This is a genomic window from Streptomyces sp. AC512_CC834, assembly GCF_019049325.1.
In the GTDB taxonomy this organism is placed as follows: Bacteria; Actinomycetota; Actinomycetes; order Streptomycetales; family Streptomycetaceae; genus Streptomyces.
This window is the reverse complement of sequence record NZ_JAGMUO010000104.1, coordinates 147,852-169,468: the sequence shown is the minus strand read 5'-3', so window position 1 is coordinate 169,468 and position 21,617 is coordinate 147,852. Positions and strand designations below refer to the sequence as shown.

Here is a 21,617-nt window from a genome sequence, read left to right as displayed (position 1 = left end):
AAACGGAGCGCCACATCCGGGCCCGTTCACGCGGGCGTACGCCGACGGGACGCCCTACGGGTCGCTCTCCTCCTCCCGCGCCCCGGCGCCCGCGGCGCTCCCCGCACGTCAGCGTGCCTGCGCGCGCCCTCTCCCGCCACGCGACGCCATCTCCCTCCGCACTGCCCAAGACCGGTATGTCCCCCGTAACGTGTGGCCCGACCACGCACCACGTGGCGCACACCGACCACGTGGCGCACACGGCGCGCACCGCGCACATGGCGAGCACGAAAGCGAGGCAGCACCCGATGCCCCCCTTCGATGTCCCCGAGGGCGATCCCTTCGGCCCGCACAACCTTCCGTACGGTGTGTTCTCGATCCCCGGCTCGCAGGAGCGGACGGTGGGCGTCCGGCTCGGCGACCACGTCCTCGACGCCGGCGCGGCGGCCCACGCGCTCGGCTCTCCGTACGCGTCCCTGCTCGCGCGGCCCACCCTCAACCCGCTGCTGGCGGCCGGGCGCACCGCCTGGTCCGACGTGCGGCGCGCGCTGACGGCCTGGGTGACGGTCCCGTCCCACCGCGAGACCCTCGAACCCCTCTTCCACCCGCTGTCGTCGGTGACCCTGCACCTGCCCTTCGAGGTGGCGGACTACGTCGACTTCTACGCCTCCGAGAACCACGCCCGAAACGTCGGCCAGATCTTCCGTCCCGACGCCGCCGACTCCCTCACCCCGAACTGGAAGCACCTCCCGATCGGCTACCACGGCCGCTCCGGCACGGTCGTCGTGTCCGGCACGGACGTCGTACGCCCATCGGGGCAGCGCAAGGCCCCGGCCGACGCCGCTCCCGTCTTCGGCCCGTCCGTCCGCCTCGACATCGAGGCCGAGGTCGGCTTCGTGGTGGGCGTGCCGTCCGAACTGGGCAGCCCGGTGGCGCTCGGCGACTTCCGCGAGCACGTCTTCGGACTCTGCCTGCTCAACGACTGGTCCGCGCGGGACGTCCAGTCCTGGGAGTACGTCCCCCTCGGCCCGTTCCTCGGCAAGTCCTTCACCACGTCGGTGTCGGCGTGGATCACGCCGCTGGACGCGCTGGAGGAGGCGCGGGTCGCGCCGCCCGAGCGCACGCATCAACTGCTGCCCTACCTGGACGACACGGACGACGACCGGGACGAACCCGGCGGCTACGACCTGCGGATCTCCGTCGCCGTCAACGGCCATGTCGTCTCCGAGCCGCCGTTCGCCACCATGTACTGGACGGCTGCCCAGCAGTTGGCCCACATGACGGTCAACGGCGCCTCGCTGCGCACCGGCGACCTCTACGGCTCGGGCACGGTGAGCGGGACCACCGAGCGGGAGCGCGGATCGCTGCTGGAGCTGACCTGGAACGGCCGCGATCCGCTGGAACTCCCCGACGGCAAACGGACGTTCCTGGAGGACGGGGACGTGGTGACGTTGTCGGCCTGGGCTCCGGGGCCGGGCGGCATCCGGGTGGGGCTGGGCGAGGTGACCGGTCGGGTGGTCGGACGGGGCGCCTGACGGAGCGCCCCGCGGGGCGGGTGCCGGTGGTTTCCGTACTCCGGGATTCCGTACTCCGGGATTCCGGATCCGGTGGCGCCGACCCCTGACCCACACCGCCCGGCCCCGTCATACTGGCGTCGGGCGGTGTGCGTGGCGCGTCCCCCCTACTCCGGCAGGACCGGGAGCCGCACCACCACGACACCGATCCAGCACAGCACCTGTACAGCCCCTGTACAGCACATGCTGAGCACATGCTCAGCCCTTGTACAGCCAGAGCCGCCCATCCTTCGACCAGGATCCGGAGCCAGTGGCATGACCGTCTGCCTGCTCCTGCTGTTCGTCGTCGCCGTGACCGCCGCGGTGCCGGTGCCTCGCGCGCTGACGCGTTCGGGGTGGCCCGAGCGGGATCCCGTGGTCGGGCTGTGGGTGTGGCAGTGCCTGGTCGCCACCGTCCTGCTGTGTTGTCTGACGGCTCTCGTGCTCGGTGCCGCCGCCGTCTTCGGCACCGTCCGCGCCCAGCTCTTCGCGCCGGCGCCGCCCGCGGTGACCGCGGCGTACAACCTCTCCGCCGGCCCGCCCTGGGCGGCCGCCCTCACCCTGCTGCTGGCGGGCGGTGCCGCCTGGACGACCGCGATGCTCGGCCGTGAGCTCGTCGAGGCCCGCCGGCGGCGCGCCCGGTCCCGCGCCCACCTGCGCGAGCGCGCCCCCGACCTGCCCGCCGGGCTCCCCGCCGCACGCGGTCCCCTGCTGGTCCTGGAGGACGAGTACCCGGACGCCTGGTGGATGCCCGGCAACCCGCCCCAGTTGATCGTCACCACCGGCGCCCTGCACCGCCTCACCGACCACCAACTGGACGCCGTCCTCACCCACGAGCGCGGCCACGCCCGGGCCCGCCACGACTGGCTGCTGCACCTGTCCACGGCCCTGGCCACGGGCTTCCCGCGTGTCCCGCTCTTCGCGCACTTCTGCGACCAGACGCATCGCCTGGTCGAACTCTCCGCCGACGACACCGCGTCCCGCCGCTGCGGCCACCTGACGACCGCGCTGGCCCTGATCGAGCTGAACCAGCACCGCGGCGTCCTGTCCTGCTCCTCCAGCCACCGCCTCCTCGGCGAACGTGTCGACCGCCTCCTGGAACCCCAACCCCGCCTGACCCGCCGCCACCGGGCCCTGACCACGGCGACAGCCGCCCTGGTCCCCCTCATCCCCCTCCTGATCACCTTCGCCCCGGGCCTGACGGCGCTGGCGTGATCCCGCGGACGCGGAAGCCTCCCCGGCGAGTCCCCTGCGTCCAGTCGCCCAGCCGCCTATATCCAGTCGTCGGGCTCGGGCTCCGGTTCGTGCTCGGGCCAGTCGTCCGCGCCGGAGTGCGAACCGGGACCGGTGCCCGAACCGGGACCGGTGCCCGCGTTGGTCGACGGGGCCGGGGGCACGGGTGTGGCGGCGGCCGGTCCGTCCAGTCCCGCCAGCACCTCGACCACACCCTCCCCGTACGTCGCCAGCTTCTTCTCGCCGACCCCGCTGATCCCGCCGAGCTGCCCGACCGAGGTGGGCCACACGGTGGCGATCTCCCGGAGGGTGGCGTCGTGGAAGATGACGTACGCCGGGACGCCCTGCTCTCGGGCCTGTTCCGCGCGCCAGGCGCGCAGCGCCTCGAAGGCGGGGAGCAGCTCCGCGGGCAGTTCGGCCGCGGCCGCCTTCGCCTTGCGGTCGCCGCGGGCGCCGCCCGCCGCCTTGGCCGCGGCCGGCTTCTTGGGCTCCTTGCGCAGCGGCACCTCCCGCTCCCGCCGCAGAACCTCGCCGCTGGTCTCGGTCAGCACCAGCGTGCCGTACTCCCCCTCGACCGCGAGCAGCCCCTGGGCCAGCAGTTGCCGGGCGACGCCGCGCCACTCGCCCTCGGCCAGCTCCTCGCCGATGCCGAACACGGAGAGCTGGTCGTGGTCGAACTGGATCACCTTGGCGGTGCGCTTGCCCAGCAGGATGTCGATGATCTGCCCGGCGCCGAACTTCTGCCCACGCTCACGCTTCAGCCGCACCACCGTCGACAGCACCTTCTGCGCCGCGACCGTGCCGTCCCAGGTCTGGGGCGGGGTCAGGCAGGTGTCGCAGTTCCCGCAGCCGGGCCGGTCCGGATCCTGTCCGAAGTAGGCGAGGAGCTGGCCGCGGCGGCACTGGACGGTCTCGCACAGGGCGAGCATCGCGTCCAGGTGGGACTGGGCCCGGCGGCGGAACGCCTCGTCGCCCTCGCCGGACTGGATCAGCTTGCGCAGTTGTATGACGTCGTTGAGGCCGTACGTCATCCAGGCCGTCGACGGCAGCCCGTCCCGGCCGGCGCGGCCGGTCTCCTGGTAGTAGCCCTCGACCGACTTGGGCAGGTCCAGGTGGGCGACGAACCGCACGTCCGGCTTGTCGATGCCCATGCCGAAGGCGATGGTCGCCACGACCACCAGGCCCTCCTCGCGCAGGAACCTCGACTGGTGCGCCGCGCGGGTGCCCGCGTCGAGGCCCGCGTGGTACGGCACCGCCTCGACACCGTTGCGCGACAGGAACTCGGCGGTCTTCTCGACGGAGTTGCGCGAGAGGCAGTACACGATGCCCGCGTCCCCGGGGTGCTCCTCGCGCAGGAAGCTCAGCAACTGCTTCTTGGGCTCGGCCTTGGGCACGATCCGGTACTGGATGTTGGGCCGGTCGAAGCTGGCCACGAAGTGCCGCGCCGCCGGCATGTTCAGCCGCTCGGTGATCTCGCGGTGGGTCGCGTCGGTGGCCGTCGCCGTGAGCGCGAGGCGGGGCACGTCCGGCCAGCGCTCGCCGAGCAGCGACAGGGCGAGGTAGTCGGGCCGGAAGTCGTGGCCCCACTGGGAGACGCAGTGTGCCTCGTCGATGGCGAAGAGGGAGATCTTGCCGCGGGAGAGCAGGTCGAGGGTGCTCTCCAGGCGCAACCGCTCGGGCGCCAGGTACAGCAGGTCCAGCTCACCGGCCAGGTACTCGGCCTCGACCACGCGTCGCTCGTCGAAGTCCTGCGTGGAGTTCATGAACCCGGCGCGCACGCCGAGCGCCCGCAGCGCGTCCACCTGGTCCTGCATCAGCGCGATCAGCGGCGAGACCACGATGCCCGTGCCGGGCCTGACCAGGGACGGAATCTGGTAGCACAGCGACTTGCCACCGCCGGTCGGCATGAGCACGACGGCGTCGCCGCCCGCCACCACATGGTCGACGACCGCTTCCTGCTCGCCGCGGAATGCCTCGTACCCGAAGACCCGGTGCAGCGTGGCCAGCGTCTCGCTGTCCAGCCGCCCCACCCCTGTCTCCGCCTTCTCCGCCGTCTCCGCCGTCGCCTCTGACATCTCGCCGATCACGCCCGTCCCGCCCATCGTCCCGTCCCCCGTACGCCCTGCCTCGCCCGTCTGGCCCGTCTGGCCCGTCTGGCCCGTCTGGTCCGTCCTGTCCCGACCACTGCCTCAACGATAGGGGTCCGCGCCGACAGCCTCGGAGTTATCCACAGGCTGCACACCGACACCCGCGTCAAGGGCGCGACGGTCGTTCACACGTTCGCGGGAGACTCGCCCGTTTCCGGCGGATAGTCTGATTGCACCCGCGAGACTCCGTCCCATGGGAGCACTGATGAGCGTCGCACCGAAGGCGTCCAAGCCCACCTGGCCGATCCCGCCGGAGGGCGGCTGGACCGCAGACGACCTGGACCAGCTTCCGAACCTGCCTCCGCATACGGAGCTGATCGACGGGAGCCTGGTCTTCGTGAGTCCGCAGACCGCCTTTCATGAACGAGCTGTCGACTTCTTCAAGTGGCAGTTGCAGTCGCTGGCACCTGCCGAGTTCGAGGTCTTCCGTGAGTTCACGATCGACATCGACGTGCAGAACAGGCCGGAGCCGGACGTCATCGTGTTTCGGGCAGACGCCTGGACGGAGTCGGCCCAGACCCGGTTTCCGTCATCGGCCGTCTTGCTGGCAGTCGAGGTGGTCTCCACCGAATCGGTCTCCCGAGACCGCGAGACCAAGCCTCTGAAGTACGCCAGGGCGAAGATCCCGCACTACTGGAGGGTCGAGAGCGAGAAGGGTCTCGCGGTGGTGCATGCCTTCGAGCTCGAGCCCACCGTCGAGGCCTACACCAGCGTCGGCATCTTCCGCGAACGCATGAAGGTAAGTGCGCCCTTCCCGATGGACCTCGACCTGACGGCCATCAAGGCCCGTCCTGGCAACGCGTAGGCACCCAGAGCACGCGACGGCGGCCCGGCACCCTTGCTCCTGGGGTGCCGGGCCGCCGCGGTCCTACCGGCGAGCGCACGCAGCGCACGCGTCAGCGCACGAACACGCCCGCCTGACCCGCCAGGTCCAGGAAGTACTGCGGTGCCACGCCGAGCACCACCGTGACCGCGACTCCGACACCGATCGCCGTCATCGTCAGTGGTGACGGCACCGCGACGGTCGGGCCCTCCGGGCGCGGCTCGCTGAAGAACATCAGCACGATCACGCGGATGTAGAAGAACGCCGCGATCGCCGACGAGATCACGCCGACCACGACCAGCGGAGCCGCGCCGCCCTCCGCCGCGGCCTTGAACACGGCGAACTTGCCCGAGAACCCGGAGGTCAGCGGGATGCCGGCGAAGGCCAGCAGGAATACCGCGAACACGGCCGCCACCAGCGGTGACCTGCGACCGAGCCCGGCCCACTTGGACAGGTGCGTCGCCTCACCGCCCGCGTCGCGCACCAGCGTGACGACCGCGAAGGCGCCGATCGTGACGAAGGAGTACGCCGCGAGGTAGAAGAGGACGGACGAGATGCCCTCCGGCGTGGTGGCGATGACACCGGCGAGGATGAAGCCCGCGTGCGCGATCGACGAGTACGCCAGCAGCCGCTTGATGTCCGTCTGGGTGATCGCGACGATCGCACCGCCCAGCATGGTGACGATCGCCACCGCCCACATCACCGGCCGCCAGTCCCAGCGCAGGCCGGGCAGGACGACGTAGAGGATGCGGAGCAGGGCGCCGAACGCGGCCACCTTGGTCGCCGCCGCCATGAAGCCGGTCACGGGTGTCGGCGCGCCCTGGTACACGTCCGGTGTCCACATGTGGAACGGCACCGCGCCCACCTTGAACAGCAATCCCATGACGATCAGCGCGGAGCCGACGAGCAGCAGCGCGTCGTTGCCCATGGTGTCGGCGAGCGCCGGGGTGACGTTCTGGACGGTGCCGTTGACGACCTCGGCGATCGTGCCGTACGACATCGAGCCCGCGTAGCCGTAGAGCAGCGCGATGCCGAACAGGGTGAACGCGGAGGCGAAGGCGCCGAGCAGGAAGTACTTGACGGCCGCTTCCTGCGACATGAGCCGCTTGCGGCGGGCCAGCGCGCACAGCAGGTACAGCGGGAGGGAGAAGACCTCCAGGGCCACGAAGAGGGTCAGCAGATCGTTGGCCGCCGGGAAGACCAGCATGCCGACGACGGCGAAGAGCAGCAGCGGGAACACCTCGGTGGTGGTGAACCCTGCCTTCACCGCCTTCTGCTCGCTCTCGCTGCCCGGCACGGCCGCCGCCTGTGCGGCGAAGGAGTCGACGCGGTTGCCGTGCGCCTCCGGGTCGAGCCGCCGCTCGGCGAAGGTGAACAGGCCGACCAGGCTGGTCAGCAGGATGGTGCCCTGCAGGAACAGGGCCGGTCCGTCGACGGCGATGGCGCCCATCGCCGCGATGCCGGCCTTGGTCGTGCCGTATCCGCCCGCCGCGAGCGCGACGACCGCGGCGAAGGCCGCGACCAGGGCGACGACGGACAGGAACATCTGTACGTAGTAGCGGGACCGGCGGGGCACGAATGCCTCGACCAGGATTCCGATGATCGCCGCGCCGAGGACGATGAGGACGGGCGACAACTGCCCGTACTCGATCTCCGGCGCGTCGATCTTGGCGATCGGATCGGCCGCCGTCGCCGCCGTTGTCCACAGGCTGTGGACGGCTGTTGCGCTCACTTGGCCGCCTCCACCTCAGGCTGGGGGTCCTTCTTGTGTACGTCGGACATGGTCTGCTCCACCGCGGGATTGACGATGTCCGTGACGGGCTTCGGGAAGACGCCCAGGAAGATCAGCAACGCCACCAGAGGCGCCACGACCACCAGCTCACGAACCCGTAGGTCGGGCATCGCGGACACCTCGGGCTTCACCGGGCCCGTCATCGTCCGCTGGTAGAGGACGAGCGTGTAGAGCGCGGCGAGAACGATGCCGAAGGTGGCGATGATCCCGATCACCGGATAGCGCGTGAACGTGCCGACCAGGACCAGGAACTCACTGACGAAGGGCGCCAGGCCCGGCAGTGACAGGGTCGCAAGACCGCCGATCAGGAAGGTGCCGGCCAGCACCGGGGCGACCTTCTGCACACCGCCGAAGTCGGCGATGAGGCGCGAGCCGCGCCGCGAGATCAGGAATCCGGCGATCAGCATCAGCACGGCGGTCGAGATGCCGTGGTTGACCATGTACAGCGTGGCGCCGGACTGGCCCTGGCTGGTCATCGCGAAGATGCCCATGATGATGAAGCCGAAGTGCGAGATCGACGCGTAGGCGATCAGCCGCTTGATGTCCCGCTGGCCGACCGCGAGCAGCGCCCCGTAGATGATGCTGACGACCGCCAGCACCAGGATCACCGGCGTCGCCCACTTGCTCGCCTCCGGGAAGAGCTGGAGGCAGAAGCGGAGCATCGCGAAGGTGCCGACCTTGTCGACGACCGCCGTGATGAGCACGGCGACCGGGGCCGTGGACTCCTGCATGGCGTTGGGCAGCCAGGTGTGCAGCGGCCACAGCGGTGCCTTCACCGCGAAGGCGAAGAAGAAGCCGAGGAACAGCCAGCGCTCGGTGCTGGTCGCCATGTCCAGCGAACCGTTGGCCCGCGCCTCGGCGATCTCGGCGAGCGAGAAGTTCCCGGCGACCACGTAGAGCCCGATCACCGCGGCCAGCATGATCAGACCGCCGGCCAGGTTGTAGAGGAGGAACTTCACCGCCGCGTAGGACCGCTGGGTGGCGGCCGTCTTCTCGCCGTGCTCGTGCGCCCGGTCCCCGAAGCCGCCGATCAGGAAGTACAGGGGGATCAGCATGGCTTCGAAGAAGATGTAGAAGAGGAAGACGTCGGTGGCCTCGAAAGAGATGATCACCATCGCCTCGACGGCCAGGATCAGGGCGAAGAAGCCCTGTGTCGGCCGCCACCGGCTGCTGCCGGTCTCCAGCGGGTCGGCGTCGTGCCAGCCCGCCAGGATGATGAACGGGATCAGCAGGGCGGTCAGCGCGATCAGCGCCACCGCGATGCCGTCCACGCCCAGTTCGTACCGGACGCCGAAGTCCGCGATCCAGGAGTGGGACTCGGTGAGCTGGTAGCGGTCGCCGTCGGGGTCGAAGCGGACCAGGACCGCGATCGCCAGCCCGAGCGTGGCCAGCGAGACCAGCAGCGCCAGCCACTTGGCGGCGGTGCGTTTCGCGGCCGGCACGGCTGCCGTGGCGATCGCCCCGACGGCCGGGAGGGCCGCCGTGACTGTCAGCAGGGGAAAGGACATCGGTATCAGACCGCCCTCATCAGCAGGGTCGCGGCGACGAGGAGTGCCGCACCGCCGAACATCGAGACCGCGTACGAGCGCGCGAAGCCGTTCTGCAGCTTGCGCATCCGCCCGGACAGGCCGCCGACCGAGGCCGCCGTGCCGTTGACGACTCCGTCGACCAGGGTGTGGTCGACGTAGACCAGGGAGCGTGTGAGGTGCTCGCCGCCGCGGACGAGGACGACGTGGTTGAAGTCGTCCTGGAGCAGGTCGCGCCGGGCGGCCCGGGTGAGCAGCGACCCGCGCGGGGCGACGGCCGGGACCGGACGGCGCCCGTACTGGGCCCAGGCGATCGCGACGCCGACGACCATGCAGGCCACCGTCGCCGCGGTGACCGTACCGGCGCTGATCGGCGCGTCGCCGTGGCTGTGCCCGGTGACGGGCTCGAGCCAGTGCAGGAAGCGGTCGCCGATGCTGAAGAAGGCACCGGCCCCGACCGACCCGACGGCCAGCACGATCATCGGGATCGTCATGGTCTTCGGCGACTCGTGCGGGTGCGGCGGCTCGTAGTCGCCGCGGGTTTCGGCGGCGGGCTCCACGTCCGGCTTCGCGGGAGACGGCGTCGGGGCGTTGCGCCAGCGCTCCTCGCCGAAGAACGTCATCAGCATCACGCGCGTCATGTAGTACGCCGTGATGGCCGCGCCCAGCAGGGCGCAGGCGCCGAGGATCCAGCCCTCGGTGCCGCCCTTGGCGAACGCCGCCTCAATGATCTTGTCCTTGGAGAAGAAGCCGGACAGACCCGGGAAGCCGATGATGGCGAGATAGCCGAGGCCGAAGGTGACGAAGGTGACCGGCATGTACTTGCGCAGTCCGCCGTAGCGACGCATGTCGACCTCGTCGTTCATGCCGTGCATGACGGAGCCGGCGCCGAGGAACAGCCCGGCCTTGAAGAAGCCGTGCGTCACCAGGTGCATGATCGCGAAGACGTAGCCGACGGGGCCGAGGCCGGCGGCCAGCACCATGTAGCCGATCTGCGACATGGTCGAACCGGCCAGCGCCTTCTTGATGTCGTCCTTGGCACAACCGACGATCGCACCGAACAGCAGCGTGACCGCGCCGACGATGGTGACCACCAACTGCGCGTCGGGCGCGCCGTTGAAGATGGCGCCGGAGCGGACGATCAGGTAGACGCCCGCCGTCACCATCGTCGCGGCGTGGATGAGGGCGGAGACCGGGGTCGGGCCCTCCATCGCGTCGCCGAGCCAGGACTGCAGCGGCACCTGGGCGGACTTGCCGCAGGCGGCGAGCAGCAGCATCAGGGCGATCGCGGTGAGCTTGCCCTCGTCGGCCGAGCCCGCGAGTCCGGCCTCCCCGTGGCCGCCGAGCACCGGCCCGAAGGCGAAGGTGCCGAACCACAGGAACATCAGCATGATGCCGATGGACAGGCCCATGTCGCCGACGCGGTTGACCAGGAAGGCCTTCTTCGCGGCGGTGGCGGCGCTCGGTTTGTGCTGCCAGAAGCCGATCAGCAGGTAGGAGGCGAGTCCGACGCCCTCCCAGCCGACGTACAGCAGCAGGTAGTTGTCGGCGAGGACGAGCAGCAGCATCGCCGCGAGGAACAGGTTCAGGTAGCCGAAGAAGCGGCGGCGCCGCTCGTCGTGCTCCATGTACGCGACCGAGTACAGGTGGATGAGCGAGCCGACGCCGGTGATCAGCAGGACGAACGTCATCGACAACTGGTCGAGCCGGAAGGCGACGTCGGCCTGGAATCCCTCCACCGGGATCCAACTGAACAGGTGCTGCGTCAGGGTGCGGTCCTCGGCGCCGCTGCCGAGCAGGTCGGCGAAGAGGACGACGCCGATCACGAAGGACACGGCGGCCAGCAGCGTGCCGATCCAGTGACCGACGGCGTCCAGCCGGCGTCCGCCGCACAGCAGGACCGCGGCTCCGAGCAGGGGCGCCGCCACCAGCAGCGCAATCAGGTTCTCCACGTTTCAGCCCCTTACAGCTTCATCAGGCTGGCGTCGTCGACCGAGGCCGAGTGGCGGGAACGGAACAGGGACACGATGATCGCGAGCCCGACCACGACCTCCGCGGCGGCGACGACCATCGTGAAGAAGGCGATGATCTGGCCGTCGAGGTTGCCGTGCATCCGGGAGAAGGCGACGAACGCGAGGTTGCAGGCGTTGAGCATCAGCTCGATGCACATGAAGACCACGATCGCGTTGCGCCGGACCAGCACACCGGTGGCGCCGATCGTGAACAACAGGGCCGCGAGGTAGAGGTAGTTGACGGGATTCACTTCGACGCCTCCTCGGACCGCTCGGAGTCGGACCGCGTGGAGCCCGCCGGGCCGACCGCCTTGCGTTCCAGGCGGTCCTCGGACCGCTCCTCCAGTGCCTTCAGGTCGCCCAGCGCCTCCATCGACACGTCACGGATCTGACCCCGCTCGCGCAGCGTCTTGCTGACGGTCAGCTCGGAGGGGGTGCCGTCGGGCAGCAGGCCCGCGATGTCGACCGCGTTGTGCCGGGCGTACACGCCGGGTGCGGGCAGCGGCGGCAGGTGCTTGCCCTCGCGGACGCGCTGCTCGGACAGCTCGCGCTGGGTCCTGGCGCGCTCGGTGCGCTCGCGGTGGGTGAGGACCATGGCGCCGACGGCGGCCGTGATGAGCAGGGCGCCGGTGATCTCGAAGGCGAAGACGTACTTGGTGAAGATGAGGGACGCGATGCCCTCCACGTTGCCGTTCGCGTTGGCCTGGGCGAGGCCGGTGAACTCCGTGATGGAGGCGTTGCCGATGCCGGCGATCAGCAGGATGCCGAAGCCGAGACCGGACAGCAGGGCCAGCCAGCGCTGACCCTTGATGGTCTCCTTCAGCGAGTCCGCCGCGGTGACACCGACGAGCATCACCACGAACAGGAACAGCATCATGATGGCGCCCGTATAGACGACGATCTGCACGATGCCGAGGAAGTAGGCGCCGTTGGCGAGGTAGAACACCGCCAGGACGATCATGGTTCCGGCGAGGCACAGCGCGCTGTGCACGGCCCTCCTCATGAAGACGGTGCACAGGGCGCCGATCACCGCGACCGTACCAAGGATCCAGAACTGGACGGCCTCTCCGGTGGAGGTGCCGACGGAGAGCGTCGCTGCGGCGGCGAGCTGCGCGCTCATCGGCGGATCACCTCCTCCGACGCCGGTTCCTCCGGGCCGAAGGTGGAGGCGGCCTCCTGGACCACCTCTCCCTCGGAGTGGGCGACCTGCTGTTCGGTGCCCGGTGCGGCCTCGGTCACCAGGCCCCGGTAGTAGTCCTGTTCGTCGGTGCCGGGATAGATGGCGTGGGGCGAGTCGACCATCCCCTCCTCCAGACCGGCGAGCAACTGGTCCTTGGTGAAGATGAGGTTGGCGCGGCTGGAGTCGGCCAGCTCGAACTCGTTGGTCATCGTCAGCGCGCGCGTGGGGCACGCCTCGATGCACAGGCCGCACAGGATGCAGCGGGCGTAGTTGATCTGGTAGACGCGGCCGTACCGCTCGCCCGGCGAGTAGCGCTCCTCGTCGGTGTTGTCCGCGCCCTCCACGTAGATGGCGTCGGCGGGACAGGCCCAGGCGCACAGCTCGCAGCCGACGCACTTCTCCAGACCGTCCGGATGGCGGTTGAGCTGGTGCCGCCCGTGGAAGCGCGGGGCAGTGGTCTTCTCCTGCTCCGGGTACTGCTCGGTCAGCCGCTTCTTGAACATGGCCTTGAAGGTCACGCCGAAGCCGGCCACGGGGTTCAGGAAACCGGGGTCGGTCTCCTTGGGTTCCTCAGCCATCGGACGCCTCCTTTCCATCCGTAGATCCGTCCAGTGATCCGCCCAGAGATCCGTCACTCTGAGTATCGGGCCCACCACTGACAATCAGCTCCCGCTCCCGGCGGGGACGGCGCCTGGGCACCGGTGGCAACTCCTGACCGGGCATCGGCGGTACGGGGAACCCGCCGGCCATCGGGTCGAAGGCGGCCGGCTCCCCGGCGGTGCCCTCGGCCGGTTCCCCGGCCTGCCCGCCCCGGTCGCGGTACATGTCCACGACGAAGGACAGCACCAGCAGAGCCAGGACGCCGCCGCCGATGTAGAGGGCGATGTCGCTGAAGCCGTAGTTCTCGTTCCTGAGGGCCCGCACGGTCGCGACCAGCATCAGCCAGACCAGGGAGACCGGGATGAGGACCTTCCAGCCGAGCTTCATCAACTGGTCGTAGCGGACCCGGGGAAGCGTGCCGCGCAGCCAGATGAAGAAGAACAGCAACAACTGGACCTTGACCACGAACCAGAGCAGCGGCCACCAGCCGTGGTTGGCGCCCTCCCAGAAGGTGCTGATCGGCCACGGGGCCCGCCAGCCGCCGAGGAACAGCGTGGTGGCGACCGCCGAGACCGTCACCATGTTCACGTACTCGGCGAGCATGAACATCGCGAACTTGATCGACGAGTACTCGGTGTTGAAGCCGCCCACCAGGTCGCCCTCGGACTCGGGCATGTCGAAGGGGGCGCGGTTGGTCTCGCCGATCATCGTGACGATGTAGAGGATGAAGGAGACCGGCAGCAGCACGATGTACCAGCGGTCGTCCTGCTGGGCGACGATCTCCGAGGTCGACATCGAACCGGAGTAGAGGAACACCGAGGCGAACGCGGCGCCCATCGCGATCTCGTAGGAGATCATCTGCGCGCAGGACCGCAACCCGCCGAGCAGCGGGTACGTCGATCCGGAGCTCCAGCCGGCGAGCACGATGCCGTAGATGCCGACCGAGGCGACCGCCAGGATGAACAGCATGGCGATCGGCAGGTCGGTGAGCTGCATGGCGGTGCGGTGGCCGAAGATCGAGATCTCGTTGCCGGCCGGCCCGAAGGGGATCACCGCGATCGCCATGAAGGCCGGGATGGCCGCGACGACCGGCGCGAGGACGTACACCGCCTTGTCGGCGCGTTTGACGACGACGTCTTCCTTGAGCATCAGCTTGATGCCGTCGGCGAGCGACTGGAGCATGCCCCATGGGCCGTGCCGGTTCGGGCCGACGCGCAGTTGCATCCAGGCGACGACCTTGCGCTCCCACACGATGGAGAACAGCACGGTCACCATCAGGAAGGCGAAGCAGAACACCGCCTTGATGACGACCAGCCACCAGGGGTCGGTGCCGAACATCGAGAGGTCTTCAGCGGCGAGGTACGGGCTCATGCCTCCACCTCCTTGGGGGCTGCGCCCGCGGGCGTCGCCGGACCGATGCGGACGAGGGTTCCGGGCAGCACCCCGGCGTCGGAGGCGACGCCGGTGCCGGCCGAGTTCAGCGGAAGCCAGACCACCCGGTCGGGCATCTCGGTGACCTGAAGCGGGAGTTCGACGACTCCGGCGGGACCGGTCACGGCGAGGAGGTCGCCGTCCTTGACGCCCGCCTCGGCGGCCGTGGCGGCCGACACGCGCGCGCGTGCGGCGTGCCGGGTACCGGCGAGCGCCTCGTCGCCCTGCTGGAGCAGGCCCCGGTCGAGCAGCAGCCGGTGCCCGGCCAGTACGGCCTCGCCGGCGGCCGGGCGCGGCAGCGCGCTCGCGGTCTGCAGCGGCTCACCGGCCCGCGGCCCGTCCCAGGCTCCGAACCGGTCGATCTCCGCGCGCGTGGTGCGCAGATCGGGCAGGCCGAGGTGTACGTCCATGGCGTCGGCCAGCATCTGCAGGACGCGGGCGTCGGCGGGAGCGACTGGGCGGGTCATCTGGTCGGGCTTGAGCGCGGCCTCGAAGAAGCGCACCCTGCCCTCCCAGTTGAGGAAGGTGCCGGGCTTCTCGGCGACCGCGGCGACGGGCAGGACGACGTCGGCGCGTTCGGTGACCTCGCCGGGCCGCAGCTCCAGCGACACCACGAACCCGGCCTCGTCGAGTGCCGCACGCGCGCGTGCCGGGTAGGGAAGGTCGGCGACCTCCACGCCCGCCACCAGCAGCGCCTGGAGTTCGCCGCGGGCCGCGGCCTCGACGATCTCGCCGGTGTCACGGCCGTAGCGGTGCGGAAGGTCGGCCAGGCCCCAGAGGGCGGCGACCTCCGCGCGTGCGCGCGGGTCGGTCGCCGGGCGCCCGCCGGGCAGCAGCGACGGCAGCGCGCCCGCCTCGATCGCGCCGCGCTCCCCGGCCCGGCGCGGGATCCACACCAGCCTGGCGCCGGTCGCCGCGGAGGTCCGTACGGCGGAGGTGAGACCGCCGGCCACGGACGCCAGCCGCTCGCCGACGACGATCACGGCACCCTCGGCCCGCAGGGCCTCGGCCGCCTGGGCGCCGCCCGTCTCCAGTCCGACGCCGCTCGCGAGGGCGTCCAGCCACTCGGTCTCGGTGCCGGGGGCGGCGGGGAGCAGGGTGCCGCCCGCCTTCTCCAGGCCCCGTGTGGCGTGCGTGGCCAGCGAGAAGACCTTCTGCCCGTGTCCCCGCCAGGCCTTGCGCAGCCGCAGGAAGACGCCGGGTGCCTCCTCCTCGGCCTCGAACCCGACCAGCAGCACGGCGGGCGCCTTCTCCAGCGCGGTGTAGGTGACGCCCGTACCGTCGAGGTCCCGGCCGCGGCCGGCGATCCGGGCGGCCAGGAAGTCGGCCTCCTCGGCGCTGTGCACGCGCGCGCGGAAGTCGATGTCGTTGGTGTCGAGCGCCACGCGCGCGAACTTGCTGTACGCGTAGGCGTCCTCGACGGTGAGCCGCCCGCCGGTCAGGACGCCGGTGCGCCCCTTGGAGGCGAGCAGCCCCTGCGCGGCGATCTGCAGGGCCTCCGGCCAGGAGGCGGGCTCCAGCTCGCCCTCCGCGTTGCGCACCAGGGGCGTGGTGAGCCGGTCCCGCTGCTGTGCGTACCGGAACCCGAAGCGCCCCTTGTCGCAGATCCACTCCTCGTTGACCTCGGGCTCGTTGGCCGCGAGGCGCCGCATGACCTTGCCGCGCCGGTGGTCGGTGCGGGTCCCGCAGCCGCCGGAGCAGTGCTCGCACACGGACGGCGAGGAGATCAGGTCGAAGGGCCGGGAGCGGAACCGGTACGCCGCCGAGGTGAGCGCGCCGACCGGGCAGATCTGGATGGTGTTGCCGGAGAAGTACGACTCGAAGGGGTCGCCCTCGCCGGTGCCGACCTGCTGGAGCGCGCCCCGTTCGATCAGCTCGATCATCGGGTCGCCCGCGATCTGGTTGGAGAACCGGGTGCAGCGTGCGCACAGCACGCAGCGCTCGCGGTCGAGCAGCACCTGCGTGGAGATCGCCACGGGCTTCTCGTAGGTCCGCTTCTTGCCCTCGAAGCGGGAGTCGGACTGGCCGTGCGACATGGCCTGGTTCTGCAGCGGGCACTCGCCGCCCTTGTCGCAGACCGGGCAGTCCAGCGGGTGGTTGATGAGCAGCAGCTCCATCACACCGTGCTGGGCCTTCTCGGCGACGGGCGAGGTGAGCTGCGTCTTCACCACCATCCCGTCGGTGCAGGTGATGGTGCAGGACGCCATGGGCTTGCGCTGGCCCTCGACCTCGACGATGCACTGGCGGCAGGCGCCGGCCGGGTCGAGGAGGGGGTGGTCGCAGAACCGGGGGATCTCGATGCCGAGCTGCTCGGCGGCCCGGATGACCAGGGTGCCCTTGGGCACGCTGATCTCGGCGCCGTCGATCGTCAGCGAGACGAGATCCTCCGGCGGGACCGCCGCCTCTCCCCCTCCCGAGGGAGCATTGGTGGCCACTGTCATGCCTTCACCTCCGTGCGGTCGGCCCAGGCCGTCGACTTGGCCGGGTCGAAGGGGCAGCCGCGGCCCGTGATGTGCTCCTCGTACTCCTCGCGGAAGTACTTGAGCGAGGAGAAGATCGGCGAGGCGGCACCGTCGCCGAGGGCGCAGAACGACTTGCCGTTGATGTTGTCGGCGATGTCGTTCAGCTTGTCGAGGTCGGACATGACGCCCTTGCCGGCCTCGATGTCGCGCAGCAGTTGGACGAGCCAGTACGTGCCTTCGCGGCAGGGCGTGCACTTGCCGCAGGACTCGTGGGCGTAGAACTCGGTCCAGCGGGTGACGGCGCGCACGACGCAGGTCGTCTCGTCGAAGCACTGGAGCGCCTTCGTGCCGAGCATGGAACCCGCGGCGCCCACTCCTTCGTAGTCAAGAGGGACGTCGAGGTGCTCGTCGGTGAACATCGGCGTCGAGGAGCCGCCGGGCGTCCAGAACTTGAGGCGGTGGCCGGGGCGCATGCCGCCGCTCATGTCGAGGAGCTGGCGCAGCGTGATGCCGAGCGGGGCCTCGTACTGGCCGGGACCCGCGACGTGGCCGCTGAGCGAGTAGAGCGTGAAGCCCGGGGACTTCTCGCTGCCCATCGACCTGAACCAGTCCTTGCCCTTGTTCAGGATCGCGGGAACTGACGCGATCGATTCGACGTTATTCACCACAGTCGGGCACGCGTAGAGGCCCGCGACGGCAGGAAAGGGGGGACGGAGCCGCGGTTGACCCCGGCGGCCTTCGAGCGAGTCGAGCAGTGCGGTCTCCTCACCGCAGATGTACGCGCCGGCGCCCGCGTGCACGGTGAGGGTGAGGTCGAGTCCGCTGCCCAGGATGTTCTCGCCGAGGAAGCCGGCCGCGTGGGCCTCGCGCACGGCCTCGTGCAACCGCCGCAGCACTGGGACGACTTCACCACGCAGATAGATGAAGGCATGCGAAGACCTGATGGCATAACACGCGATGACGATGCCCTCGATGAGGCTGTGCGGGTTCGCGAAGAGGAGCGGGATGTCCTTGCAGGTCCCCGGCTCCGATTCGTCGGCGTTGACAACTAGATAGTGAGGCTTGCCATCGCCCTGGGGAATGAACTGCCACTTCATCCCCGTCGGGAACCCGGCACCGCCGCGTCCACGCAGACCGGACTCCTTGACGTACGCGATCAGGTCGTCCGGCGCCATCGCCAGCGCCTTGCGGAGCCCCTCGTACCCCTCGTGCCTCCGGTAGACGTCGAGAGTCCAGGACTCGTCCTCGTCCCAGAAGGCCGACAGCACGGGTGCGAGCAGCTTCTCCGGACTGCTGCCCTTGATCTCGGCTGCCACGGTCATCACTCCCCCTCCTCGGCGGTGGGCCCCGCCTGGTCAGCAGGGCGGGGCGAAGCCCCTCCATCACGGGTGGTGGTGGGCGACGGGTGGGAGGGGTCGGAGGCCGATGTGTCCTGCGGCGCGTCGTGCGAGCTGAGGTGTTCCGTCGGGGACGGGTCGTGCACGGCCCGCTCCTGCGGTGCGTCGTGCGGTCCGCCGTCCCGCGGGTGCACCACGCGCGCGGCGGGCACCTCGCCCTTGGCCAGCTTCAGGCCGGCCAGGGAGGCGGGACCCGCGCTGCCGCCGGCCGCGACGGCGCCGTCCCGCTCGTCGGGGAAGCCCGCCAGGATCCGGGCGGTCTCCTTGAAGGTGCACAGCGGCGCACCGCGCGTGGGCGTCACCGGCAGTCCCGCGCGCAGGTCGTCGACGAGGCCGCGGACGCTCGCCGGGGTCTGGTTGTCGAAGAACTCCCAGTTGACCATCACGACCGGCGCGAAGTCGCAGGCCGCGTTGCACTCGATGTGCTCCAGGGTGACCTTGCCGTCCTCGGTGGTCTCGCCGTTGCCGACGCCCAGGTGCTCCTGGAGGGACTCGAAGATGGCGTCGCCGCCCATGACCGCGCACAGCGTGTTGGTGCAGACGCCGACCTGGTAGTCGCCGCTGGGCCCGCGCCGGTACATGGAGTAGAAGGTGGCGACCGCGGTGACCTCGGCCGTGGTGAGGTCCAGCATGTCCGCGCAGAACCGCATCCCGGTGCGCGTGACGTGTCCCTCCTCCGCCTGCACGAGGTGCAGCAACGGCAGGAGGGCGGACCGGGAGTCCGGGTAGCGGGCGATGACCTCGCGCGCGTCGGTCTCCAGCCGGGCCCGGACGTCGTCCGGGTAGGCGGGCGCGGGCAGTTCCGGCATGCCCAGGCTGACGCCCCGCTCCGAAGAAGAGGTGGTCACCGGTCGACGCCTCCCATCACGGGGTCGAGGGATGCCACGGCGACGATGACGTCGGCGACCTGGCCGCCCTCGCACATCGCCGCCATGGCCTGCAGGTTGGTGAAGGACGGGTCGCGGAAGTGGACCCGGAAGGGGCGGGTGCCGCCGTCGGAGACGACGTGCACCCCGAGCTCGCCCTTGGGCGACTCCACCGCCGCGTAGGTCTGTCCCGGGGGCACGCGGAAGCCCTCGGTGACCAGCTTGAAGTGGTGGATCAGGGCCTCCATGGAGGTGCCCATGATCTTCTTGATGTGGTCGAGGGAGTTGCCCAGTCCGTCCGGTCCCAGGGCGAGCTGGGCGGGCCAGGCGATCTTCTTGTCGGCGACCATGACCGGGCCGGGCTTGAGCCGGTCCAGGCACTGCTCGACGATCCTCAGCGACTGGCGCATCTCCTCGAGACGGATCAGGAAGCGGCCGTAGGCGTCGCAGGTGTCGGCGGTCGGGATGTCGAAGTCGTACGTGTCGTAGCCGCAGTACGGCTGGGTCTTGCGCAGGTCGTGCGGCAGGCCGGTGGACCTGAGGACCGGGCCGGTGGCGCCGAGGGCCATGCAGCCGGCCAGGTCGAGGTAGCCGACGTCCTGCATGCGGCCCTTGAAGATGGGGTTCCCGGTGGCGAGCTTGTCGTACTCCGGGAGGTTCTTCTTCATCTTCTTCACGAACTCGCGGATGTGGTCCACCGCGCCGGGCGGCAGGTCCTGGGCGAGTCCGCCCGGGCGGATGAACGCGTGGTTCATCCGCAGGCCGGTGATCAGCTCGTAGATGTCGAGAATCAGTTCACGATCACGGAAGCCGTAGATCATGATCGTGGTGGCGCCGAGTTCCATGCCGCCGGTGGCGATGGCCACCAGGTGGGAGGAGAGCCGGTTCAGCTCCATCAGCAGGACCCTGATGACGGTGGCCCGGTCGGGGATCTCGTCCTCGATGCCGAGGAGCTTCTCGACGCCCAGGCAGTACGCCGTCTCGTTGAAGAACGACGTCAGGTAGTCCATGCGCGTCACGAACGTGGTGCCCTGCGTCCAGTTCCGGTACTCGAGGTTCTTCTCGATGCCGGTGTGCAGGTAGCCGATGCCGCAGCGGGCCTCGGTGACCGTCTCGCCGTCGATCTCCAGGATGAGGCGGAGCACGCCGTGCGTGGACGGGTGCTGCGGTCCCATGTTGACGACGATGCGCTCGTCGTCGGCTCGGGCCGCGGACTGGACGACCTCGTCCCAGTCGCCGCCGGTGACCGTGTAGACGGTGCCTTCGGTGGTCTCGCGCGCGGAGGCCGCGGACGCTGACTGTGTGCTGCTCACGAGTACGACCTCCGCTGGTCCGGAGCCGGGATCTGGGCGCCCTTGTACTCGACGGGGATGCCGCCGAGGGGGTAGTCCTTGCGCTGCGGAAAGCCCTGCCAGTCGTCCGGCATCATGATCCGCGTCAGGGCCGGGTGATCGTCGAAGACGATGCCGAAGAAGTCGTACGTCTCGCGCTCGTGCCAGTCGTTCGTCGGATAGACGGCGACCAGTGACGGGATGTGCGGGTCACTGTCGGGAGCGCTGACTTCGAGGCGGATCAGCCGGTTGTGGGTGATCGAGCGCAGGTGGTAGACGGCGTGCAGCTCGCGGCCCTTGTCGTGCGGGTAGTGGACGCCGCTGACGCCGGTGCACAGTTCGAAGCGCAGGGCCGGGTCGTCGCGCAGGGTGCGGGCGACGCGGACCAGGTGCTCGCGCTCGATGTGGAAGGTCAGCTCGTCGCGGTCGACGACCGTCTTGTCGATGGCGTTGTCGGGCAGGAGTCCCTGCTCCTCCAGCGCGCCCTCGAGTTCGTCGGCGACCTCGTCGAACCAGCCGCCGTAGGGCCTGCTCGCCGGTCCGGGGAGTCGGACGGAGCGGACCAGGCCGCCGTAGCCGGACGTGTCGCCGCCGTTGTTGGCGCCGAACATGCCGCGCTGGACGCGGATCTCCTCGCCTCCCTGACCACGCTGGCCCGGGAGGTTCTCCGCGGACAGGTCCTTCTCGGGGTTGACCTCGTTCGCGTCACCCGCGGTGTCGTTCGCGTCACTCACCGCAGCAGCCCCTTCATCTCGATCGTGGGCAGGGCCTTGAGCGCCGCCTCCTCCGCCTCGCGGGCCGCCTCCTCGGCGTTGACCCCGAGCTTGGAGCCCTGGATCTTCTGATGGAGCTTGAGGATGGCGTCCAACAGCATCTCGGGCCGCGGCGGGCAGCCGGGGAGATAGATGTCGACCGGGACGATGTGGTCGACGCCCTGGACGATGGCGTAGTTGTTGAACATGCCGCCCGAGGAGGCGCAGACCCCCATGGAGATCACCCACTTCGGGTCCGGCATCTGGTCGTAGACCTGCCGCAGCACCGGCGCCATCTTCTGGCTGACCCGGCCCGCGACGATCATCAGGTCCGCCTGCCGCGGTGAGCCGCGGAAGACCTCCATGCCGAACCGCGCCAGGTCGTAGCGGCCGGCGCCGGTGGTCATCATCTCGATGGCACAACAGGCGAGGCCGAACGTGGCGGGGAAGACGGACGACTTGCGTACCCAGCCCGCGGCCTGCTCGACGGTGGTCAGCAGGAAGCCGCTCGGCAGTTTTTCTTCGAGTCCCAT

The 21,617-nt window shown here is 70.0% G+C and carries 17 protein-coding genes; 3 read left to right on the top strand and 14 right to left on the bottom strand.

Annotated elements, in window-relative coordinates; genetic code table 11:
- The first annotated feature begins 287 nt into the window (after window positions 1–287).
- Both fahA and KUM40_RS34345 read left to right on the top strand, forming a co-directional pair.
- Window positions 288–1,514 (top strand): fumarylacetoacetase, encoded by a 1,227-nt coding sequence (gene fahA, locus KUM40_RS34350; RefSeq protein WP_217170301.1) that lies wholly within the window; start codon window positions 288–290, stop codon window positions 1,512–1,514.
- Window positions 1,515–1,808: 294 nt separating this feature from the next.
- On the top strand, window positions 1,809–2,747 hold the full coding sequence (locus KUM40_RS34345; protein WP_217170213.1) for a M56 family metallopeptidase: 939 nt from the start codon (window positions 1,809–1,811) through the stop codon (window positions 2,745–2,747).
- 56 nt (window positions 2,748–2,803) lie between these two features.
- Here KUM40_RS34345 and recQ read toward each other — a convergent pair whose 3' ends face one another.
- Window positions 2,804–4,867, bottom strand: a complete 2,064-nt coding sequence (gene recQ, locus KUM40_RS34340) for a DNA helicase RecQ (protein WP_217170212.1) — start codon at window positions 4,865–4,867, stop codon at window positions 2,804–2,806.
- Between the two features lie 250 nt (window positions 4,868–5,117).
- Here recQ and KUM40_RS34335 point away from each other — a divergent pair, with 250 nt between their 5' ends.
- Entirely contained in the window at window positions 5,118–5,717 is a 600-nt protein-coding gene (locus tag KUM40_RS34335) for a Uma2 family endonuclease (protein ID WP_217170211.1), read from the top strand.
- A 91-nt stretch (window positions 5,718–5,808) separates the two neighbouring features.
- On the opposite strand, the gene nuoN is transcribed toward KUM40_RS34335, so the two are convergent.
- Genes nuoN through KUM40_RS34270 form a run of 13 tightly spaced genes read right to left on the bottom strand, consistent with a single transcriptional unit; the run spans window position 5,809 to window position 21,617 of the window.
- Complete coding sequence (nuoN, locus tag KUM40_RS34330) at window positions 5,809–7,467, bottom strand: NADH-quinone oxidoreductase subunit NuoN (protein ID WP_217170210.1); 1,659 nt, start codon at window positions 7,465–7,467, stop codon at window positions 5,809–5,811.
- Window positions 7,464–9,035: an NADH-quinone oxidoreductase subunit M gene (locus tag KUM40_RS34325; RefSeq protein ID WP_217170209.1), complete on the bottom strand. Its 1,572-nt coding sequence runs from the start codon at window positions 9,033–9,035 to the stop codon at window positions 7,464–7,466. Before KUM40_RS34325 ends, nuoN begins: the two co-directional genes overlap by 4 nt.
- A 5-nt stretch (window positions 9,036–9,040) precedes the next feature.
- On the bottom strand, window positions 9,041–11,005 hold the full coding sequence (gene nuoL, locus KUM40_RS34320) for an NADH-quinone oxidoreductase subunit L (RefSeq protein WP_217170208.1): 1,965 nt from the start codon (window positions 11,003–11,005) through the stop codon (window positions 9,041–9,043).
- Window positions 11,006–11,016: 11 nt separating this feature from the next.
- On the bottom strand, window positions 11,017–11,316 hold the full coding sequence (gene nuoK, locus KUM40_RS34315) for an NADH-quinone oxidoreductase subunit NuoK (RefSeq protein WP_059299944.1): 300 nt from the start codon (window positions 11,314–11,316) through the stop codon (window positions 11,017–11,019).
- Window positions 11,313–12,185 carry an NADH-quinone oxidoreductase subunit J gene (locus KUM40_RS34310; RefSeq protein ID WP_217170207.1) on the bottom strand — a complete coding sequence of 291 codons (873 nt, stop codon included), beginning with the start codon at window positions 12,183–12,185 and terminating at the stop codon, window positions 11,313–11,315. Before KUM40_RS34310 ends, nuoK begins: the two co-directional genes overlap by 4 nt.
- A complete protein-coding gene (gene nuoI, locus KUM40_RS34305) occupies window positions 12,182–12,823 on the bottom strand; it encodes an NADH-quinone oxidoreductase subunit NuoI (protein ID WP_217170206.1) in 642 nt (213 codons plus the stop codon). The genes KUM40_RS34310 and nuoI overlap by 4 nt, the downstream gene beginning before the upstream one ends.
- Window positions 12,816–14,216 (bottom strand): NADH-quinone oxidoreductase subunit NuoH, encoded by a 1,401-nt coding sequence (gene nuoH / locus KUM40_RS34300; RefSeq protein ID WP_217170205.1) that lies wholly within the window; start codon window positions 14,214–14,216, stop codon window positions 12,816–12,818. Before nuoH ends, nuoI begins: the two co-directional genes overlap by 8 nt.
- Window positions 14,213–16,717, bottom strand: a complete 2,505-nt coding sequence (locus tag KUM40_RS34295) for an NADH-quinone oxidoreductase subunit G (RefSeq protein WP_217170204.1) — start codon at window positions 16,715–16,717, stop codon at window positions 14,213–14,215. The genes nuoH and KUM40_RS34295 overlap by 4 nt, the downstream gene beginning before the upstream one ends.
- Window positions 16,714–18,063 (bottom strand): NADH-quinone oxidoreductase subunit NuoF, encoded by a 1,350-nt coding sequence (gene nuoF, locus KUM40_RS34290; protein WP_217170203.1) that lies wholly within the window; start codon window positions 18,061–18,063, stop codon window positions 16,714–16,716. Before nuoF ends, KUM40_RS34295 begins: the two co-directional genes overlap by 4 nt.
- Complete coding sequence (gene nuoE, locus KUM40_RS34285) at window positions 18,060–18,983, bottom strand: NADH-quinone oxidoreductase subunit NuoE (RefSeq protein ID WP_217170202.1); 924 nt, start codon at window positions 18,981–18,983, stop codon at window positions 18,060–18,062. The genes nuoF and nuoE overlap by 4 nt, the downstream gene beginning before the upstream one ends.
- Window positions 18,980–20,314: an NADH-quinone oxidoreductase subunit D gene (locus tag KUM40_RS34280; protein ID WP_217170201.1), complete on the bottom strand. Its 1,335-nt coding sequence runs from the start codon at window positions 20,312–20,314 to the stop codon at window positions 18,980–18,982. The genes nuoE and KUM40_RS34280 overlap by 4 nt, the downstream gene beginning before the upstream one ends.
- The gene (locus tag KUM40_RS34275) at window positions 20,311–21,066 is read right to left on the bottom strand and encodes an NADH-quinone oxidoreductase subunit C (RefSeq protein WP_217170200.1); all 756 of its coding nucleotides are present in this window, start codon (window positions 21,064–21,066) and stop codon (window positions 20,311–20,313) included. Before KUM40_RS34275 ends, KUM40_RS34280 begins: the two co-directional genes overlap by 4 nt.
- Entirely contained in the window at window positions 21,063–21,617 is a 555-nt protein-coding gene (locus KUM40_RS34270; protein WP_217170199.1) for an NADH-quinone oxidoreductase subunit B family protein, read from the bottom strand. Before KUM40_RS34270 ends, KUM40_RS34275 begins: the two co-directional genes overlap by 4 nt.